Here is an 18764-nt window from a genome sequence, read left to right on the forward strand (position 1 = left end):
TTCCGGGCCGTCGGGAAAGAGGCGCTTGCGCGCCTCAGCTCCATGGGTCGAGTTCCAGTTTCACCATCTCGTCGTCGCCGTCGAATTCGTCGGCGGACATGGCGCCGTGGGTTCCGTCTCCGGCCTGGAACACGACGATCGAGACCATCAGCGTGGTGGCGAGGCTGGCGGCGAAGGCGGTGGCATCTGCGTAGGACATGGGTTCCGGCTCCTGTCTCTGGAGGCGGGGGACTATCCCCCGCGCGACAGGCGCCCGAAGTGTCTGAACGGATCTGCAATCACCCTCGCGCGTTCGGGCATGTCCCGAATCCGCGAGGGCGGCACGCTCGCGTAAGCCGACCCTTCGAGGGTTGATTGACAAGGAGACGGCTCAGACCAAGGTCAGCGAATGGAAGCGGGGTGGTGTTCTGCCTCTGACAGGATGCCCAAATCCCGTCGCAGATACCGCGCCGCTCCAGCCCTTCCTCCATGCCGGTCTCAACCGGATTGGTGTTTCAGGCCGGAGACGGAAATCAGCCCCACACGGTAGCGCAAGGATGGCGGATGCTGGCGAAACCGAAACTCGACCGGGATGATGGAGCTCCAATGCCCCTCGGCGATCTCGCGGACTATCGGGGCGCGGGCCTTCAGCAGCAGGTCATCGCCACAGGTATCGATATGGCCATAGAACCGGGCGCGCGCACCGGACCGGCTCCAGTCTGCATAGTAGCAATATTCGCGGGCATCGAGGCGGAAGGCCCGCAAATCGTCCGCCCAATGCGGCTTGGGCTCGACGACGACGGCATCACCGTCGCGCGTCTCCTCCCAGGGCAGCGACCGCTCAGCCGGTGAATTTTCGCGGTCAGCCCGAAAGATGAAGTCGATGTCGATGTGGTCAGCCATGACGACCTCCATAAAAAATGCCCGGCGCGATGGCCGGGCGAGTTGAAGAACGATACGGGGCGGCCTGCGCCGCCCCGCACGAAGTCATTCCGCAGCGACGAGGTGCTGCCGGTCTTTTTCGTCTTCAGCCGCGGCTTTCTCGTCGTCACCGTCACCGGCGAGGAAGTCGGGCAAAGCCTCGACCTCGCCATCGGTGTCGGCGGCGTCACCGTCGAGATCGACCAGGCGCAGCGGTTCGGGCAGCCAGCCGGTGTCGGCCAGGAGGCGCTGGGCTTCCTTGGCCATGTCGCCCTTTTTCAGATGGTCGATGAGCTGGGCCGCCCGTTCGCCAGCACCCTCACGCACTGCCGCGAGGATCTGGGTCTTGGTCACGCGACCCAGATAGTTCTCGACCGTGGGCCGCCATCCCGCATCGACCACCATGTCGAAGCCGGTGGCGCGAGCAATCCGGTCGGCCCCGGCAAGACGACGATCGAGGCCATGCTGTGAGATGCCGGAAGCGCTATGGATGTTCGGGCGCTCGTAAAGCGCATTGACACCGTAGCTGACGCAATGGGCGAGAAGCGCCATGCGGCTCGCCTCGTCAAGCGCAGCGATCCAGTCCCAGAGTGCCGCTTCGTCTGACGGCAGATCAGCCTTCCAGGCGTCGAAGCGCTCGTCGATCGCCTTGGCCGACTGGCTGTCGGCGAGATCGGAGCCCTGCGAAGACAGATACCTGTGGCGAACGGAGACTTCCAGGCATCCGGTGGGCGCGGAGTAATGATAGCGCTCCATCACCATGCGGTGGAGCAGCGCCGTCATCGCGACATGCGGATTATTGGCGAGCGCGTCCTGAAGCGCGACGGTGCGATGGGCGGTCAGTTCGATGACCAGTCGCTCCGGCAGCGGCTTGACGCCATCGTCGTCATCGTCCTCTTCGGGTTCGGCCGGCTGGCCGCCGATGGTGATGACGGCGCGCTGCACCGCACTGTCATTTCCAGCGGTGGTGACGGCGTTTTCATTCTCGGCGTCCCCGGCGTCGGCCACCGGCTCGTCCTCGGGCCGGACATAGCCGCGCTCGATGACAGGCTCACCGTCACGGTCGATGCTGATGAAGACGCCGGCGCGGGCGATCTCGGCAGGATCATAGATGACGGGACGCTTTTCGAAGTCCTCCAGAGCGGCCTCGATCTCGCCGAGGCGCCGATCGATTTCCTCCGGCAGCTCGTCATGTTCCGAATATTCCGATTCGAGATCGTCGTACTCGTTGCGGAGTGCATCGCGCGCGGCGCGCTCCTCATCGGTGAGATCGGCGAAGCTGCCGGTGATTTCACGAAGGCCGTTGTCGTATCCGTAGGGATGGCTGGTTTCGACAGCGATCCACTTCCAGCCTTCAGCCGCTACGTCATCGGCGATCGCCTTCAGCTTTTCCGAGACCAGCCGGTCGAGAAGCCCCACATCCTCGAGCCAGCCGCCGTCGTTCTCGGAGAAGAGATCGCGCAGCATCGCGCCACCTGCCTGCTCATAGGCTTCCACGCCGACGAAGCGCACGCGCTTGTCATCGGTTGGAACGGTGGTGTCAGTGAGGAACTGGCGGACCTGCCAGGGCTGGACATTGTAGGAGCGCTGAACAGCCTCCCAGACCTGTTCCTGGCGGGCATGGTCGGGATTGACGGTGAACGCTTCCAGCATCGCCAGCGGCATGCCGTTGCGCGCATAGACTTCCAGAAGTGCCGGCGAGACCGAAGCCAGGCGCATACGCTGCGTGATGTAGCGCGGCGTGGTGCGATAGGCGTCGGCGATTTCCTCCTTCGTCATGCCGTCGTCGAACATGCGCTTGAACGCGCGGAACTGGTCGAGCGGATGCAGGCCGAGCCGCAGCATGTTTTCCGCGAGCGAGTCGTCGACGGCCGAGGACTTGGCGTCGGCCTTCTTGACGAGGCAGGGAACGAGGCCATCGGCGGGAAAGCGTCCGGCCTCGACCAGGCGCGCGATCGCCCGGAAGCGCCGACCGCCGGCCGGGGTCTCGAAATCGCCGGTCTCGTTGCCGTCGGCATCGAGGATGGCGCGGACATTGATGCCTTGCACGATGTCCTCGCGACGGTCGATGTCGTGAGTGAGATCGTCGAGACCGGCCTCGACGTCGGTTTCGCGGACGTTGCTGTCCGAGAGGCGGATGCGATTGAAGGGAATATCACGCGAGCGCGAGAAGACGATCATCGCGACGGCAGGCTTCTTCGACTTCCTGGCAGCTTTGGCCATGGTGGTTTCTCCGTGACGGGCGGCCGAGACCCTCTCTCGACCTTCCAACCCGTCACGAAATCACCAGCCCTTCTCTCACTCTCGACCGGGCCAAGGGCGCGACACTACCAGTCGAAGCGCTGCGGTCGCTCCGCGTTCACCCGGTATTTCCGGCGCAGCGCCATGATCGCCGCCTCCTGCCGGTCGATCTTGCGCCGAAGCCGGTCGAGATCCGGCCCCGCAACCAACGGGAGGCGATCGAGCACGCGCCGATATTCCGCCTCGTCCGCTCCGGTCCACCGGCTCATGCGCCGATGGTAGTGCCGGGATTTCGGACGAAGACGGATCGTCTCGCCCTCGGCGCGATTGCTGAGTGCGCGTTCGGCAAGGGCGAGATTGCGCCGCGTATCCGCAAGCGCGTCCTCCATGCGCGCCAACATCGAGCGCAGACGATCAGGAGGCATCATCACGCTGCCCTCCGTCGTCAGACGGGCCGAGATCGAGCATGTCCTGAAGGAAGCGCGGCGGGATGTTCTCCTCCGCTCCCTGCCAGGCGACGCGGCCGAGGTAGCCGAGAACACGGTGCTTTTGCGACCGGGAAGAAGCACGCGATCGCAGGTGCCGGACGGGCGCTTCACGCGGCGGCGAGAAAGGCCGAGACGGAACCATTCATAAGCGCGCTGTTCGTTTTCCGCCGGCGCGTCCCAATGGGTGCAGTGCTTGCACTGGCCGCAGCGCCGGTCGACGGGTTCGTCGAGCGACGGCCCGCCATTGTGCCCGCGTTTCGTCGGCCTGGTCATGGCTGGCCTCGCATGACGACACGCTGGACCACGACAGGCCGCGTCTCGGTCGCTTGCGCCAGGCGCTCGATCAGCGCCAGCTCGGCATCCAAGCACGCGCCGCGCACCTCGATTTCGAGCCGCTGGGCGGCGCCGGGGTGATGGCTCGCGACGATGTGGACATTTTCGCCCGCTTCGACGGGGCGCAGCCGGCACCGGAGAAACAGGATGCCGGAGCCGAGATTGCCGCAGTAAAGCGACTCGTCCACGACCGGCGCGCTCGGGCCGATACCGGCCTTGCGGCCGCCGATTCGGCGGAAGGCTTCGCCGAAGGTCGACGGATCGCGGGTGATCCGCGCGGTCCGCTCGGGATGGAACTGCCATGGCGGACACCACGGATCGAGTTTGCCAACCGTAATCTGGTGCAGGAAATCGGCAAAGCTCGCCGGATCGGCCGGATAGGGGCAGGTCCGCCAGATTTCGCGAACACGAGCGCGCAGCCCGTCGGGCAGCGTGAATAAGCGGGCGCGGCCCTTTCGCCACCACACGGCTCGTTGGTCCCGGTGTTCGCGTTCGGCCTCGTCCCACCAGACCGCGCGGCGGGCCATTTCCTCGTCGACGCCGTGCTGGCCGGCGGCGATGTCTCCGGCGAAGAGCGGCAGCGCCTCGCGTTCGAGGCGCTGCTTGCGGAGAAACGCCGCACGCTTGCGCGACGTGTCACCATAGGGCTCGGGTCTGTGCCAGCGGCGAAAGCGCATCAGACGGCCTCCCGCCGCGCACGCGCCGCGGCATAGATGATCCGTTCGGCGCGGCGGATGCTGCCGGCTTCCCGTGCAGCCTCAGCCCAGACCGAAATCGGAAAGTCGCCGGAAAAGAGAATGTCGCGCTCGATGCCGAGCCCGAACGGCAGGCGCACCGAGGCCATCTCCTCCAGAGAAAAATAGCCAAGTTCCGGCTCGCCGAGATCAGCCAGGCCAAAGAGGATATCGCCGTCGGCATCAAGTTCGGTTGCCAGCCAGACGCCGGCGCCGAGCGGGTTGAAGAATTTGACAACCGGCACATGATCGGTGTCGCGCTGGCGGCCATTGGCTAGAAGCTGAGCGCGCAGCTCGTCGGTCAGGAGGATCATGCTGCCCTCCTGTCGATGGCGGTCTCAGGCGTGGCAGGAAACTGCTCGTCTTCCGGCAGGAAGGACAGCAGCCAATCGGCCGCCTTGCTCGCCTGCGAGGCTGCACGGACGATGGCGCGGGAATCCTCGCGCATGACCTCCAGCCAACTGCCGATGTAATCGGCGTGGCGCACCGTTGGTACGATGCCGAGCGCGGCGCAGCTAAAGGCCGAAATCTGCTCGGCGATCAGCTCTTCGAAGGCATATCTCTTCGAGCCGAACGAGCCGGTCAGGTCACGGTTCAGCCGGCTGTGATGGCCGCTGGCGTGACCGAGTTCGTGCAGCGCCGTCCGATGCCAGTTGATCGGCTCGAAATACGCCTGGGGCGGCGGGACCATCACATAGTCCTGGGACGGGACGTAGAAGGCCCTGTTGCCGCCGATGCGGAAATCGACGTTGGTCGCCTTGATGAGCGCTTCGACCCTCGGCTCGATCAGGCCGGGCGGTGGCGGCGGCGCGACCATAGCGATATCGTCGGGCAGCCCGTCGCATTGCGCTACGTTGAAAACCGTAAAGCGCTTCAGGAACGGGATGGCATGCGCTTCCTCGCCGGTCTCGCGGGCGCGGCGCTTCTCGTCTTCCGGGGTGAAACGGTCAGCATAGACGACGGTTGTGCCGCGCTCGCCCTTGCGGACATGGCCGCCGAGCGAAAGCGCCTGCCGGAACGTGAGCCAGCCCTGGCAGGGAAAGCCGTGCTCGATGACGGCGCCCCAGAGGATGAGCACGTTGATGCCGCTGTAGCTGCGGGAGGTAGCGGCGTTTTTCGGCAGGCCGAGCGGCGCCTTGGCGGCCGACGTGCCCCAGGGCTGCACCCACGGCACGCGACCGGCCTCCAGCTCGGCGATGATTTTGGTGGTGATTTCGTCATAGAGGTTCGTCCGGTCCGAGCCGGTGCGAACACTGCGATCATGTCTGGACATCGCGGTTCTCCGCGACGGGCGCCGGAAGACTCTCCTCCGGCCCTCAACCCGTCACGGCAAACCCCGTCCGCACTCTCACTCTAAAGGGGGCGTTGCGGGGCAGGCTGTGCAGAAACTCAGCGAGGACTCGATGCGGCCGCGATGACGCAAACCGAATAGAGTGGGGTTCTCAGCCCCGCGACATCAGCGCTCCGGTTCCGAAGGCGTTCGAAGCGCGGATAATGTTGAATGCCAGGACCGAGAGGGCAGCTTCGGCTTTCACCCGCCGCAAACCGCGGGTCAGGAAGCGACCTCCGCCAGACATTCGCTTGATGGTGCCGAAGGGATGCTCGACCGTGCAGCGCCGGATCGTCATAAGATCAGGGTTCTCCTGAACCCGACGTTCCATCCGATCGAGCGCGCCCTGATCCACGAGCCTGTGAATGGTGCGCTGATATCCCGGCGTACACTGCTGTTTGATCTGGCAAGTCTGGCAGGCGGGCGTTCTGTAACGGATCGCCCGATTTCGGGTATGCTTGCCCTTGGGATACATGGTTTCACCAGCAGGGCAGTGGATCGTGTCGGTCTGCTCGTCATGGACGAATTGCACGGGGCGGAAGTATTGCGCGCTCATGGCCCCGCGCTTGATCGGCGCTGCCACGCGGACACCGTCCCGTTCGCAACGCGCGACTTCCTGCGCGTTCGAGTAGCCTCCGTCCGCCAGCACTTCGAGCTGGTCGACGTCGAGCACTTCTTTTGCCGCTATCGCCATTGGATGCAGCAACTGGCTGTCGTTGGCTTCGTTGGCGACATCGTTGTGAATGATCAGCCCGCTTTCGATATCGACGACACTCTGGAGATTATAGGCTGGGAACTTCGGCGCCCGGCCATATCCCATTGGTCGTGCATCCGGCTCTCCGAAGACCACGACGTTGGTATCATGCTCAGCAAGTTCGGCCTGCCGCTTTTCCAAGCGCTGCTTACGGCGTTCGAGTGACGCGATCGCGCTGGCAAACGCCGCGCGATTGACCGTCTGATCGCGCGCGCCCGCCGAGTGTTGATCTGCTATGTTGAGGCGGTCGAGATAGTAGGCGATTTCTGTTTCGGTATGAGCGATGTCGCGTGCCAGACGATCCGCTCCTGCAATATTCTTCGCGCTGGCAACCGCCCGCATCTTTGTTCCGTCCAGCGCCACCTTGCCAGGAGTGACCAAGCCGTTCTCGCGACAGAAGCTGATGAATGCGGCGCCCGTGCCGATGATCGCTTCGGGGTTGTCGTGCCGGAACGCCGCAATGGTCCGATAATCCGGGGTCATTCGCCGCATCAGCCAGATGGCCTCCAGGTCGCGCTGGCAGGCGCGCTCCAATTGTCGCGATGAACGCAACTGGTTCAGGTAGCCCCAGATGTAGAGCCGCAGCATGTCGCCGGGGTGATAGCCAGGTCGTCCTGTCGGGGCAGAGACGGTGCGCTCGAAGCCGAGCGCCGTGAGATCGAGGGTTTCGACGAAGGCATCAATGACGCGGACGAGAGAGTCCTGCGACACGTAATCTTCAACACAGGCGGGCAGCAGTAACGGCTGGCTCCGGTCATATCCCTCAATAAAGCGTCCCATCGTGCCCCCGTCCCGCAAATAATTAAGTGTACCATCCGCAGGTGAATAACCCCAGTAAATGCTTGGCAATACGAGCAATATCTACTGAGCGCGCTTGGGCTTCCCGTCCTCACTGTTCGGCGGCGCTGTCCAGCTACCCGACCAGGTGGAAACTCCGGATCGTCCCTGCCTAGACTCTCGCCAATATGTCGATTAGTCTCGACACATGGAATCAGATAATGCCATCCTCGCTTTCGCCGCGCTCGCGCAACCGACCCGACTCGACGTGTTCCGTCTACTGATGGAGCATGAGCCGGACGGGTTGCCCGCAGGCGAGATCGCCCGCAGGTTAGATGTCCCCCACAATACGATGTCCACACATCTGGCGACGCTGACGCGCGCCAGCCTGATAGAGGCGGAGCGGCATAGCCGGTCGATCATTTATCGGGCAAGGCTCGACGCCGTTCGCGCGCTTGCCAGCTTTCTCGTCAAGGATTGCTGCGGCGGCCGACCCGAGATCTGCGCGCCGCTGATCGCCGATTTTTCCCCTTGCTGCTCACCGCAAACCCTCACCGCAAAGGAGGCCACTCATGACTGACCGCATCTTCAACGTCCTGTTCCTCTGCACCGGCAATTCGGCGCGCTCAATCCTCGCGGAAAGCATCCTGAACAAGGATGGCGAAGGCCGATTTCGTGCCTTCTCTGCCGGGTCGCAACCCAAGGGGGCGGTCAATCCCTTCGCGCTGAAGGTGCTGAAGAGCTTCGACTACCCCTCTGAAGGCTTCCGCTCGAAGGGTTGGGAAGAGTTTGCTGGGCCTGATGCGCCTGTTATGGATTTCGTGTTCACCGTCTGCGACAACGCCGCCGGCGAAACCTGCCCTGTCTGGCCTGGCCAGCCGATGACGGCTCATTGGGGCATCGAAGACCCTGCCGCCGTCGATGGGCCGGATATCCAGAAGGAAGCCGCCTTCGTTGCGGCCTTCCGCTACATGAAGAACCGCATCTCGGCCTTCACGTCCCTGCCGGTTGCTAGTCTCGACAAGGCGTCGCTGCGCACGAAGCTGACCGAGATCGGCCAATCAGATGGCGCGTCGTCTCCCAGAAACAGCGCGGCGTGAGGCGAGCCATGGATGTCATCATCTATCACAACCCGGATTGCGGGACTTCGCGCAACACCTTGGCGATGATCCGCAATGCGGGCGTCGAGCCGCATGTCATCGAATATCTGAAGACGCCGCCATCTCGGGACATGCTGACTCGGCTTATCGCGCGCATGGGTATATCGGCGCGAGAGCTGCTCCGTGAGAAAGGCACGCCTTATGCCGAACTTGGCCTTGGCGACCCGGCTCTGAGCGAGGCGCAATTGCTCGATGCCATGATGGCGCATCCTATCCTGATCAACCGACCCATCGTCGTCAGCCCTAAGGGCGTCCGGCTCTGCCGACCGTCCGAGGACGTGCTCGACCTGCTGCCGCCGCAACGCGGCGCGTTCGTCAAGGAAGACGGCGAGCGCGTGATCGACGAACACGGCCAGCGTGTCGCAACGGCCTGAGGGAATTGCATGTCCACCTTTGAACGCTACCTGACCCTCTGGGTCGCACTGTGCATTGTCGTCGGCATCGCGCTCGGCCATTTTCTGCCGGGCGCATTTCATGCCATCGGCGCGATGGAAATTGCCAAGGTCAACCTGCCGGTGGCGGTACTGATCTGGCTGATGGTCATCCCTATGCTGCTCAAGATCGACTTCGCGGTCCTTGGCGAGGTCGGCCGCCACTGGCGCGGCATCGGCGTAACGCTGTTCATCAACTGGGCGGTAAAACCGTTCTCGATGGCGCTACTGGGCTGGTTGTTCATCGGATGGCTGTTTCGGCCTTATCTCCCGGCGGACCAGATCGACAGCTACATTGCCGGTCTCATAATCCTCGCGGCCGCGCCATGCACGGCCATGGTGTTTGTCTGGTCGAACCTGACCAAGGGCGAACCGCATTTCACATTGAGCCAGGTCGCCCTCAACGACGCGATCATGGTCGTCGCCTTTGCGCCGATTGTCGGCCTGCTGCTGGGCCTGTCAGCCATCACCGTGCCGTGGGGCACGCTGGTCCTGTCGGTCGTCCTCTATATCGTCATTCCCGTCATCATCGCGCAGATCATCCGTCGCCGGATGCTGACAAGTGGCGGGCAGGCAGCGCTTGACCGGCTGCTTGCAAAGCTCGGCCCGGCTTCTCTCGTCGCTTTGCTGGCGACGCTTGTTTTGCTGTTCGGATTTCAGGGCGAGCAGATCATCGCGCAGCCGGCCATCATCGGCCTGCTGGCAGTGCCGATCCTGATTCAGGTCTATTTCAACTCCGGCCTTGCCTATCTGCTCAACCGGCTTGCCGGCGAACAACATTGCGTTGCCGGTCCCTCGGCGCTGATCGGCGCGTCAAATTTCTTCGAACTGGCGGTTGCCGCCGCCATCAGCCTGTTCGGTTTTCACTCGGGTGCGGCGCTCGCCACCGTTGTCGGGGTGCTGATCGAAGTGCCGGTGATGCTCTCGGTCGTCTGGATCGTGAACCGCTCCAAAGGCTGGTATGAGCGTGGCGGCAAGGTGTCCGAACTCGCGAAAGAGCAGCGTTGATGCCGGATGATCTTCCCAATCTTGATGCCGGCTGCGTTGATACTCCCAGCCTTGGTCGGCTGCGCGTAACCGACCCTTCTACCCATCCGCCGCGTATCCTGCTGCTTTATGGCTCGCTCCGCGAGCGATCCTACAGCCGTTTCCTGACATTCGAGGCCGAGCGTCTGCTGAAACATTTCGGGGCGGAGACACGCATCTTCGATCCGTCCGGCCTGCCGCTGCCGGACGGCGCTCCCGTCGATCATCCCAAGGTACAGGAACTGCGAGAGCTCTCGCTCTGGTCGGAAGGCCAGGTCTGGACCAGCCCGGAGCGGCACGGCGCAATGAGCGCGGTGATGAAGGCGCAGATCGACTGGATTCCCCTTTCGGTCGGCGCGGTACGGCCAACGCAGGGCCGGACACTCGCGGTGATGCAGGTCTCCGGCGGCTCGCAGAGCTTCAACGCCGTCAACCAGATGCGTGTGCTCGGCCGCTGGATGCGCATGGTGACGATCCCCAACCAGTCCTCCGTCGCCAAGGCCTTTCAGGAGTTCGACGATGCGGGCCGGATGAAACCGTCCTCCTATTATGATCGAGTGGTCGACGTAATGGAGGAACTGATGAAGTTTACGCTTCTGACGCGCGACGTCTCACCCTACCTGACCGACCGCTATTCCGAGCGCAAGGAGAGCGGCGAGGCCCTGATGCAGCGGGTCAATCTGACGGCTGCAACCTGAGAATCTATCCCGCGCCGATCGCACGTCATCGCTCGCAAGAATGCCCCAACCAACGAGGTCTCCTGAATGGATCATAGCCCGCAACAGTCGCAAGGAAGCGTCTCCGAGGTATTCCGCGTCTTCCTGAAGCTGGGGCTCACCTCCTTCGGCGGACCGATCGCGCATCTGGGCTATTTCCGGGACGAACTGGTGACGCGGCGAAAATGGCTGAGCGAAAGCGCATATGCCGATTTGGTGGCGCTGTGCCAGTTCCTGCCCGGTCCGGCTTCCAGCCAGGTCGGCTTTGCTCTTGGTCTGACGCGGGCGGGATGGCTCGGCGCGTTCGCAGCTTTCCTCGCCTTCACCCTGCCATCAGCCATGATCCTTCTTGCGCTTGCCATGACGGCTACGCGGCTGGAAAGCCCGTTAGCGCTTGGCGTCCTGCATGGTCTCAAGATCGTCGCCGTCGCCATCGTGGCGCAAGCCGTGTGGGGCATGGCAAAAAACCTCTGCCCCGATAAGGAGCGCGCCACGATCGCGGTCGTGGCCGTGCTTCTGCTTGCCTGGGCGCCGGGAGCGATCGGGATGATGGCGGCCATACTGCTGGGCGCACTCGCCGGGCTGGCTCTTGGCAAAGGACAGGTCACGATTGGCGAGCATCTGCCTGTGCCGGTTTCACGCAAAGCCGGGCTGACTGCCTTTGCACTGTTCGCCGTCTTGCTGATTGGCCTGCCGATCCTCGCGGGGCAGGCTCAGGGGTGGGCGCTTGCGGACAGCTTCTATCGCTCGGGCTCGCTGGTCTTTGGTGGCGGCCATGTGGTGCTGCCGCTGTTGCAGGCTGAAACCGTCACACCAGGATGGGTGTCCGATGACGCCTTTCTCGCGGGCTATGGCGTGGCGCAGGCGGTGCCGGGACCGCTCTTTACCTTTGCCGCCTGGCTCGGGGCAGTCATGGGACCGGCGCCGAACGGCGTGACCGGCGCGATGATCGCTCTTGTCGCAGTTTTCCTGCCGGGCTTCCTGATCCTGATCGGGGCGCTACCCTTCTGGGATCAGTTGCGCCGCACGACATGGGCGCAGTCGGCTATGCAGGGCGCCAATGCCGCCGTCGTCGGCATTCTCGGCGCTGCGCTTTATTCGCCTGTCTTCACCAGTGCGATCGGAGGCATGCCGGATTTCGCACTGGCCTTGATTTGTTTCGTGGCGCTGATGGCCTGGAAAGCTCCGCCATGGGTCGTCGTGTTGCTGGCGGCCGTGGGTGGAGCTGCGCTTAGCCTGGTGATGTAAGGCGGTTTCGAAAGCTATCGGGCTCACTCTGTCAAACCCGAGGTAGCACGATGCTGAATTGTGTCGCGCCACGCCAACGCTAGCCGGCGAGATCCAAGCCCAGCGACATCAGGGCGAGTTTCTGCACAGCCTGGGGGTCTCCCCGCAGAAGGGGGTGTGCCGGCGACCCCGGCGCCGGCCAGGGGGAAGGCTTTCCCTCCCCAAATGCCGAGGAGATCATCGTCTAAGGGTGCTGCCACGACTGCCCGCTCGCCCACTGGATTACCCGAGGAAATGTACGGTCAGGTGCCCCACGCATCAATCACGGTATCGAGGGGAAATGGCGTGCTACTCTTTGACCATTCATGGAACGGAGCTGCAGTCTGGCTGTACGGACCCGGATCAGGCCGGTCGAACTGTACGCGTGTCGGGATATGGAAGGCACTACCGAAAACAATCGCCTCACCGGAGGCTAGGATAGTCACCTGATCCAACAGTCGCCGCGCTTGCATAGGGATGATCCGGCGGAAATGGTCGATATCGTCGGGGTTCTGAAGTCGGTGGCTGATGAAGTTCGCGCATTGGCTGATGATGGTCTGGCTGATCTCGCTCGGCCGCTGGCTGGCGATGATAAGCGAAAGACCGAATTTACGCCCCTCCTTGGCGATCCGTTCATAAGTAAGACGCGCAAGGCGATGTCCCCGATCCTCATCGGATCTGGCTGGACGAGCATAATTGTGTGCTTCCTCGAGCACCAAAACCCAGGGATTCCTGTAGCGCGAAGCCGCCGGCAGGCGCTCACGCGCTTCCAGCAACACACGGCCGATTATCGCACAGGCGTAGGGCAGAACCTCGTTGCTGAGCATGGAGAGGTCGAGAACTGAAACGTTTGGTCCCATTGCCGCACCAAGCCCGAAGCGCCGGAACCAGCCTGACAGATTCTCGATTTTCGTACCGGTATCCTCGTAGTTTAGAAAGGCCCGCCAACGCTTGTCATCCAAACGGGTCTTGAGGCGCAATTTTAGTGTGGTGAGATGGGCGTCGACGCGAAAGCTATCCTCCTTCGATACCGCGCGGTTGATAAGGGAGGGATCGGTCAGCGTAGCTCGACTAATTGGCAACGGAGAGTCGGCCGTCCGCACTCCGGCTTCTGCAGTCGCGTTTCCACCCACAATCTTATCTCTGATGGCGTCCTTGAGCTTTTCCGCCTCTGCCGCAATTGCAGCTTGGTTGTTCATGACCTCGGTGTTGAAGTCGTTGACGAGCCGATGATTCTCGAACAACGCCTCGAAGGCTGCAGTATCGATGTCGGTATCTGCTAGATGGCCTGTCACGGCATCACAATGCGAACCTGCTGCCTTTTTCTTGATCTTGGTCAGTTCGCTGAGAAGTTGATCGAGTGCACTCATGGCGTTTTGGAGCGCGTTCATACTGACAGCTGCGGCGGCATCGCCGCCCTTGGCGATCGCCCACCAATCCTTCAGCACAGGCTCTTGTGTCTGCTCCGCCGCACTGAGCCAGGCACAGATCTCTTCGGCATTCATGAACCAGAGAGGGAGACCGAACTCCCTGCCGTTCAGATAGATTCGGTCCGGCAAACGCGCGGCTGTTGCAACTGTTGGAAAGGCTTTGCCGTACTCCCCGTTGATATCGAGGATGAAGACATGGGGCTCCTCGGCCGCGCCATCGAGGGCCTTCATGGCTTTCTGTATCAGGCTCGATACGGAGAATGACTTGCCGGACCCAGTGTTGCCTACGATAGCTAAAGGCCGCGAAAACAGGTCATTGTAGGAAGCGCGCACGACGTTGCGGGCCTGACCAGTCGGAAAGCCTATTCTCAGGTCACAGTCGAAGTCCTTATCGTCGTAGCCTTCCGGCTTATTGCGGCGGGGAGGAATCTCGAAGACCGCCCGTAATATGTCGGGCGATCCGATCTCGGCCGGCGTATCGAGCGTCGGCAGAACGGAAATGCCTGGGCTGAAGGAGGGTTCATCGTCCGCATGCTCGATGGTGCCCAGCAATTGTACGCTGGCGACGCGGCGCGGCTTCATCAGTTCGAGACTGAGATCATCGCCGCTGTTCGGATCGAAGGTCTCGCGGGCCTCCAGATCGGTGATGATGCCGATGACGGTCTCCCCCGCTCCGAGCGAGAAGGTCAGGTAAGCATTGATCGCGATCGCGACCTGAACGCCATCCAGAGTGGCACGTAACGCCGAACGGGTTTCGGGGAGCAACTCCACCTTGACCCGAAAACCTTGGACCGAGACGATATGGCCGACAAGCCGGGGATTATCCATCTAAGCCCCCACGCCGGCGTTTGGATCGGTTGGCGTTTCAGAGGAGGCAATCTGTTTCTCGAAACGCCGTAGCCGCAGGAAGTCGTCGAGCCATTGCACGTCGGGCATCACCGAGGTCGCAAAGTCGTCGAACGTCGCAAGTGTGAAAGGCGCGGCAGCGAAAGCATCTGTCGTGGGGCAGAGAACGAAGGCGCGTTTGCCGAGATCCTTGTAGCGTCGGATGCGTTCAATGACCGGACTTTCTGGATTGGGTTCGATTACCAGCATCACCAGCGAAGGGTTCATCAAGGCATTCTCGATGATCCGGCTGACATGCTCATCCCCGAACCCATAACCGAGGACGAGCAAGAAGGTTTGGGGAATGCCGAGTCGGACCTGGAACGACCGGAACAGATGCGCGTAGGGCATGGTCAGCGTCTGCGCGAACTTGTTGGCGGTGGGCAGGATGCCTACCGAGGGCGTCTTGTCAGCCAGTGGCACGAGTGCCGCCGCCTTGTCCGCCGGACTCTTCGCTGCATAGGACTGGAAACGTGTCAGGTCGGGATGACGGGCGCGCATTTCATCGCCGTGCTCGAACCAGTGGATCGAGCCATGCAACTTGTAGAAATGCAGGAACTTGTCGAATCGGCGGACACGACCTTCAGCGACCTCGCCCGGATAATAGATGTCGAGCCCATAGACGGACGGATCGAAGCGCGCAGCCGCGCGACCCGTGAATCCATCGAAATATTGTACTCCAAGCAATTCCAGCGCCTGCTCGAAGAGCGTGTCGTAATTCAGGGTGAAGAGATGAGTTCGCCCGAGATTGCTGTCGCGCGCGACCAACTTTGAAAGGAAAGCCAACTGAGGGGCGACCGCGGTCGCCGATGTCGCAAGCCCGGTGTCCGGCAAGGACAACGCGCATTCAGCGAAGATCGCCATGCGCAACCGATCGACGAACCATTGAAGGTCTTTGAGGCTTGGTGCTGACATACCCGGCCAGATGACACCGGAAAACGGAGCGTCCTTGGATTGCCCTACGACGAGGGCATTGGCGATAAACGAAAGCCACCCCTCGAAGCCCAGAGGCTCCGTCTTGTCGGTCTTCGCCTGTACAACTGCTTTCTGTCGCGCCTTGATAATAGGGGTAATCGACGCGGGCAGATCAGCAAAGGCCTCGATGGTATCAAATACAGCGACCTCAAGGTTCGCCATGGTCTTCCCGCCGGCGGAGACTGAGGTTCCCGCCCCGGTTATCACCACGACGTTTTCCATACGCAGCCATTCCGAGATCAGGGCCTGAAGCCGAATTCGTCCCTGCTTTTTGTCGAGACCAGCCAGCAGATCACCAACGCCGCCGCCCTCTGTAAGACCAATAAGCTGATATTCTGTTGGCAAAAACGTTCCTGCTGTCATCGATCTCCCCCCTCTGCTTCGCGACGCAAGGGGTTGACGATTTGAAGCCCCCTGAAATCCTTTTCGTTATCTGTGACGACTACGCAGTCGTGTGCTCCCGCGATCGCGGCGATAATCATATCGAGTCCGCTTCGTGGACGACCTGCCGCCTTCCCTTCCGCCATCAATCGCGCCCAGATGAGGGCAGCTTTTTCATCGAACGAGAGAATGCGACCGGCAAACAGCTCCTGTGGCCCCTCCGGTCCCGAAAACCAGGCATCGAGCGCATCGCGCTTTTTCCCACGCGGCTTTTCCAGAATGCCACGTCGGATCTCAGCGATGGTCAACGTAGTGACGAAAAGATCCTCGTCCTGCTGCGCGGTCATCCAATCCAGAAGGGTTTTGGATGGCTGCGGTTTGACAATGTTGCTAATGATGTTGGTGTCGAGAAGATAACGCGTCACAGATCGACCCGGCGCCCTTCTTCGCGTGGACGCGACAGATCGAGATCCGCGCCGACAAGGGGGGAACGGCGAAGGGCAGACAGGATGCCACCGGATTTTGGCGGCTCACCTGCAACAAGGGCCGCCTTGACCGCAGCCCGCGCCTTTTCCGCTTCCGGCCCCTCCTCCGCCAGTTGGCGAGCAAGCGACCGGATTAGCTCGCGGTCGGATTCCAGTGCTAAGACCTCGAAGCGCTTGAAGCCACGCTGCGTCAAGCGTGCCCGGTAATTTTCGATCGCTCTCTTCTGTGCCGCATTGCTCATGACGGGCCTCCGTGCTATATCCTGATATATAGCCGATATTGGCCTTGCAAACAAGGGATGTCAGCGATGCCTTGGGCCGCCCCCCGCAGTGAGGTAATGCAGAAGAATATTGCGCATTTGCGCCAGTATTTTCCATATGCTGCGGCACGAGGGAATACGCCAGACTTCACCGAAGCCGCCGAGAACAGGCTTTCTGCCGCCCAATATACGCGTGTTATATCAATTGCTTACACTGGTATTTGGGTGAATGCTTGGATGTATGACATCACGATCAATCCAAGCGTCGGCGAAGATGACAAGGGACGAGCGCGAAGCGCTGCTCGAATCCCTGCTCATCGACGAGCCGGAACTGACCTTTACTCCAAGGGGCGATCCCGACCCGCGGCTTTTGCGTCTGGTCGACTTTCTGGCGCGGCAGGCGGCACGGGAATGTTACGCGGAAGAAGTCAAGATGACGAGGCGACGGGGGAAGCGCACCTCCTGATGCCGAAAGGAGAGGTGCATTGAAGGTCGCGATCTACGCCCGCTACTCGTCCGATAATCAACGCGACGCCTCGATTGCCGACCAGTTCCGCATGTGCCGCCTTCATGCGGAGAAGCAGGGCTGGCAGATCGTCGAGGAGTATTCCGATCACGCAATCTCTGGTTCGTCTCTGCTGCGCCCCGGCATCCAGGCCCTGATTTCCGACGCCACGCGCGGTCGTTTCGACCTGATCCTTGCGGAAGCCATGGATCGGCTTTCGCGCGATCAGGAGGACATAGCGGGCCTCTTCAAGCGCATGTCCTATTCGGACGTGAAGATGTTCACCCTCTCCGAGGGTGAAGTCTCGCACCTCCATGTCGGGCTCAAGGGCACGATGAACGCGCTGTTTCTGAAGGATCTGGCCGACAAGACCCGTCGCGGACAACGCGGCCGGGTCGAGGCGGGCAAGTCGGGCGGCGGCAATTCCTACGGCTATGACGTGGTCAAGAAGCTGGACGCTAACGGCGAACCGATCCGCGGCGACCGCAGGATCAACGAGGCGCAGGCCGAGGTCGTACGCCGCATCTTCCGCGACTATGCGGCCGGCAAGTCGGCTAAGACCATCGCCTTCGCTCTGAACCGGGACGGCATCCCCGCCCCGTCCGGTGGTGACTGGGGTTTCAGCACGATCAACGGCAACCCGAAGCGTGGGAACGGCATCCTCAACAACGAGATGTATGTCGGCAAGATCGTCTGGAACCGTCAGCGCTTCGTCAAAGATCCGGATACCGGCAAGCGGCAAGCCCGGCCCAACCCGGAAACGGAATGGGTCATTCAGGACGCACCCGAGTTGCGCATCCTCGACGACGACCTCTGGAACGCCGTGAAGACGCGGCAGGGCGAGATGCGGACCGAGCGGGACGAGAGCGGCATCGCCGACGTCCGCAAGATGAACCACCGCCGCCGCCCGAAGTACCTGTTCTCCGGGCTGACCAAATGCGCCTGCTGCGGCGGCGGCTATTCGGCGATCTCGGCGGCCCTGATCGGCTGCTCGACGGCACGGAACAAAGGCACCTGCGATAACCGGACCAATATCCGTCGCGAGGAACTGGAATCGCGTGTGCTGAACGCCTTGCGCACCAGGCTCGTCGATCCGGAGATGTTCGCCCGCTTCTGCGAGGTGTTCACGCAGGAGATGAACCTGCTGCGCATGGAAGGCCGCGCGGGCATCGCTTCGGCCGAGGCCGAGATTGCGAAGATCGACCGCGAACTCGACACGCTGCTCAACCTGATCCTCAAGGGTGGCGCGGCCGACGCGATCAACGCCAAGATGGTCCTTCTGGAACAGCGCAAGAAGGAACTGGCCTTGTTCCTGGCCGAAGCTGAGGAACCGCCTCCCCTTCTGCACCCCTCAATGGCGTTGCAATACCGCAAGCGGGTCCAGCAGCTCTACGAAGCCTTGCAGGACGAAGAGGAAGAGAAGCGGATCGAGGCGGCCGACATTCTGCGCTCGCTGGTGGACCAGATCGTTCTGACGCCGGTGGACGGCAAGATGGAGATCGATGTCCAGGGCGATCTCGCCGGCATCCTGACGATTGCCACACAAACGCAAAACCCCGCAGCGGGTAAGGCTGCGGGGTCGCAATTAAAGATGGTTGCGGGGGCAGGATTTGAACCTGCGGCCTTCAGGTTATGAGCCTGACGAGCTACCGGGCTGCTCCACCCCGCGTTATCCGGTTTTTGCCGA

Annotated in this window: 19 protein-coding genes and 1 tRNA gene; 7 read left to right on the plus strand and 13 right to left on the minus strand. The window is 62.1% G+C overall.

All coding sequences use genetic code 11. The features are described from left to right. Positions 1–34 precede the first annotated feature (34 nt). The 8 genes from EV665_RS26845 to EV665_RS26885 all read right to left on the minus strand — a co-directional run bounded on the left by EV665_RS26845 (position 35) and on the right by EV665_RS26885 (position 7560). Complete coding sequence (locus EV665_RS26845) at positions 35–199, minus strand: hypothetical protein (RefSeq protein WP_133036434.1); 165 nt, start codon at positions 197–199, stop codon at positions 35–37. A gap of 278 nt (positions 200–477) precedes the next feature. Then, positions 478–882 (minus strand): hypothetical protein, encoded by a 405-nt coding sequence (locus tag EV665_RS26850; RefSeq protein ID WP_425376501.1) that lies wholly within the window; start codon positions 880–882, stop codon positions 478–480. Between the two features lie 84 nt (positions 883–966). Beyond that, entirely contained in the window at positions 967–3123 is a 2157-nt protein-coding gene (locus EV665_RS26855) for a ParB/RepB/Spo0J family partition protein (RefSeq protein ID WP_133036435.1), read from the minus strand. 104 nt (positions 3124–3227) lie between these two features. Then, positions 3228–3902: a hypothetical protein gene (locus EV665_RS32930; protein ID WP_245507844.1), complete on the minus strand. Its 675-nt coding sequence runs from the start codon at positions 3900–3902 to the stop codon at positions 3228–3230. Continuing rightward, positions 3899–4639: a hypothetical protein gene (locus EV665_RS26870; protein ID WP_133036436.1), complete on the minus strand. Its 741-nt coding sequence runs from the start codon at positions 4637–4639 to the stop codon at positions 3899–3901. The genes EV665_RS32930 and EV665_RS26870 overlap by 4 nt, the downstream gene beginning before the upstream one ends. Further along, positions 4639–5010 carry a DUF2958 domain-containing protein gene (locus EV665_RS26875; protein WP_133036437.1) on the minus strand — a complete coding sequence of 124 codons (372 nt, stop codon included), beginning with the start codon at positions 5008–5010 and terminating at the stop codon, positions 4639–4641. The genes EV665_RS26870 and EV665_RS26875 overlap by 1 nt, the downstream gene beginning before the upstream one ends. Continuing rightward, complete coding sequence (locus tag EV665_RS26880; RefSeq protein ID WP_133036438.1) at positions 5007–5969, minus strand: ArdC family protein; 963 nt, start codon at positions 5967–5969, stop codon at positions 5007–5009. Before EV665_RS26880 ends, EV665_RS26875 begins: the two co-directional genes overlap by 4 nt. Positions 5970–6138: 169 nt before the next feature. Beyond that, positions 6139–7560, minus strand: coding sequence for an IS1182 family transposase (locus EV665_RS26885; RefSeq protein ID WP_133036439.1), 1422 nt, complete (start codon positions 7558–7560; stop codon positions 6139–6141). A 205-nt stretch (positions 7561–7765) separates the two neighbouring features. Here EV665_RS26885 and EV665_RS26890 point away from each other — a divergent pair, with 205 nt between their 5' ends. The 6 genes from EV665_RS26890 to chrA all read left to right on the plus strand — a co-directional run bounded on the left by EV665_RS26890 (position 7766) and on the right by chrA (position 12138). Next, on the plus strand, positions 7766–8137 hold the full coding sequence (locus tag EV665_RS26890) for an ArsR/SmtB family transcription factor (protein ID WP_046845536.1): 372 nt from the start codon (positions 7766–7768) through the stop codon (positions 8135–8137). Then, positions 8130–8657, plus strand: coding sequence for an arsenate reductase ArsC (locus EV665_RS26895; protein WP_064331682.1), 528 nt, complete (start codon positions 8130–8132; stop codon positions 8655–8657). Before EV665_RS26890 ends, EV665_RS26895 begins: the two co-directional genes overlap by 8 nt. An 8-nt stretch (positions 8658–8665) precedes the next feature. Continuing rightward, on the plus strand, positions 8666–9091 hold the full coding sequence (arsC, locus tag EV665_RS26900; protein WP_124084670.1) for an arsenate reductase (glutaredoxin): 426 nt from the start codon (positions 8666–8668) through the stop codon (positions 9089–9091). Between the two features lie 9 nt (positions 9092–9100). Further along, positions 9101–10156, plus strand: a complete 1056-nt coding sequence (arsB, locus tag EV665_RS26905; protein ID WP_133036440.1) for an ACR3 family arsenite efflux transporter — start codon at positions 9101–9103, stop codon at positions 10154–10156. Continuing rightward, positions 10156–10872, plus strand: coding sequence for an arsenical resistance protein ArsH (gene arsH / locus EV665_RS26910; RefSeq protein ID WP_133036441.1), 717 nt, complete (start codon positions 10156–10158; stop codon positions 10870–10872). The genes arsB and arsH overlap by 1 nt, the downstream gene beginning before the upstream one ends. A gap of 66 nt (positions 10873–10938) precedes the next feature. Then, entirely contained in the window at positions 10939–12138 is a 1200-nt protein-coding gene (gene chrA, locus EV665_RS26915) for a chromate efflux transporter (protein WP_133036442.1), read from the plus strand. Positions 12139–12419: 281 nt separating this feature from the next. Here the strand turns inward: chrA and EV665_RS26920 are convergent, their stop codons facing one another. Genes EV665_RS26920 through EV665_RS26935 form a run of 4 tightly spaced genes read right to left on the minus strand, consistent with a single transcriptional unit; the run spans position 12420 to position 16554 of the window. Then, entirely contained in the window at positions 12420–14414 is a 1995-nt protein-coding gene (locus EV665_RS26920; RefSeq protein ID WP_133036443.1) for an ATP-binding protein, read from the minus strand. After that, positions 14415–15809, minus strand: a complete 1395-nt coding sequence (locus tag EV665_RS26925) for an SIR2 family protein (protein WP_133036444.1) — start codon at positions 15807–15809, stop codon at positions 14415–14417. Then, positions 15806–16252 carry a PIN domain-containing protein gene (locus EV665_RS26930; protein WP_133036445.1) on the minus strand — a complete coding sequence of 149 codons (447 nt, stop codon included), beginning with the start codon at positions 16250–16252 and terminating at the stop codon, positions 15806–15808. Before EV665_RS26930 ends, EV665_RS26925 begins: the two co-directional genes overlap by 4 nt. Further along, positions 16249–16554, minus strand: a complete 306-nt coding sequence (locus tag EV665_RS26935; RefSeq protein WP_075657396.1) for a hypothetical protein — start codon at positions 16552–16554, stop codon at positions 16249–16251. Before EV665_RS26935 ends, EV665_RS26930 begins: the two co-directional genes overlap by 4 nt. A 503-nt stretch (positions 16555–17057) precedes the next feature. Between EV665_RS26935 and EV665_RS33325 the strand changes: the two genes are divergently transcribed. Continuing rightward, positions 17058–18713 (plus strand): recombinase family protein, encoded by a 1656-nt coding sequence (locus EV665_RS33325; RefSeq protein ID WP_133036456.1) that lies wholly within the window; start codon positions 17058–17060, stop codon positions 18711–18713. Here EV665_RS33325 and EV665_RS26950 read toward each other — a convergent pair. Then, positions 18670–18746 (minus strand) — tRNA-Met (locus tag EV665_RS26950). The two genes, EV665_RS33325 and EV665_RS26950, sit on opposite strands and share 44 nt — an antisense overlap. Positions 18747–18764 lie beyond the last annotated feature (18 nt).

Origin of the sequence: Shinella granuli (assembly GCF_004341885.1) — a bacterium.
Classification (GTDB): domain Bacteria; phylum Pseudomonadota; class Alphaproteobacteria; order Rhizobiales; family Rhizobiaceae; genus Shinella; species Shinella granuli.

Coding starts and splice junctions, on each gene's coding strand:
- EV665_RS26845 (WP_133036434.1), bottom strand. CDS start 199: ATGTCCTACGCAGATGCCACCGCCTTCGCCGCCAGCCTCGCCACCACG.
- EV665_RS26850 (WP_425376501.1), bottom strand. CDS start 882: ATGGCTGACCACATCGACATCGACTTCATCTTTCGGGCTGACCGCGAA.
- EV665_RS26855 (WP_133036435.1), bottom strand. CDS start 3,123: ATGGCCAAAGCTGCCAGGAAGTCGAAGAAGCCTGCCGTCGCGATGATC.
- EV665_RS32930 (WP_245507844.1), bottom strand. CDS start 3,902: ATGACCAGGCCGACGAAACGCGGGCACAATGGCGGGCCGTCGCTCGAC.
- EV665_RS26870 (WP_133036436.1), bottom strand. CDS start 4,639: ATGCGCTTTCGCCGCTGGCACAGACCCGAGCCCTATGGTGACACGTCG.
- EV665_RS26875 (WP_133036437.1), bottom strand. CDS start 5,010: ATGATCCTCCTGACCGACGAGCTGCGCGCTCAGCTTCTAGCCAATGGC.
- EV665_RS26880 (WP_133036438.1), bottom strand. CDS start 5,969: ATGTCCAGACATGATCGCAGTGTTCGCACCGGCTCGGACCGGACGAAC.
- EV665_RS26885 (WP_133036439.1), bottom strand. CDS start 7,560: ATGGGACGCTTTATTGAGGGATATGACCGGAGCCAGCCGTTACTGCTG.
- EV665_RS26890 (WP_046845536.1), top strand. CDS start 7,766: ATGGAATCAGATAATGCCATCCTCGCTTTCGCCGCGCTCGCGCAACCG.
- EV665_RS26895 (WP_064331682.1), top strand. CDS start 8,130: ATGACTGACCGCATCTTCAACGTCCTGTTCCTCTGCACCGGCAATTCG.
- arsC (WP_124084670.1), top strand. CDS start 8,666: ATGGATGTCATCATCTATCACAACCCGGATTGCGGGACTTCGCGCAAC.
- arsB (WP_133036440.1), top strand. CDS start 9,101: ATGTCCACCTTTGAACGCTACCTGACCCTCTGGGTCGCACTGTGCATT.
- arsH (WP_133036441.1), top strand. CDS start 10,156: ATGCCGGATGATCTTCCCAATCTTGATGCCGGCTGCGTTGATACTCCC.
- chrA (WP_133036442.1), top strand. CDS start 10,939: ATGGATCATAGCCCGCAACAGTCGCAAGGAAGCGTCTCCGAGGTATTC.
- EV665_RS26920 (WP_133036443.1), bottom strand. CDS start 14,414: ATGGATAATCCCCGGCTTGTCGGCCATATCGTCTCGGTCCAAGGTTTT.
- EV665_RS26925 (WP_133036444.1), bottom strand. CDS start 15,809: ATGACAGCAGGAACGTTTTTGCCAACAGAATATCAGCTTATTGGTCTT.
- EV665_RS26935 (WP_075657396.1), bottom strand. CDS start 16,554: ATGAGCAATGCGGCACAGAAGAGAGCGATCGAAAATTACCGGGCACGC.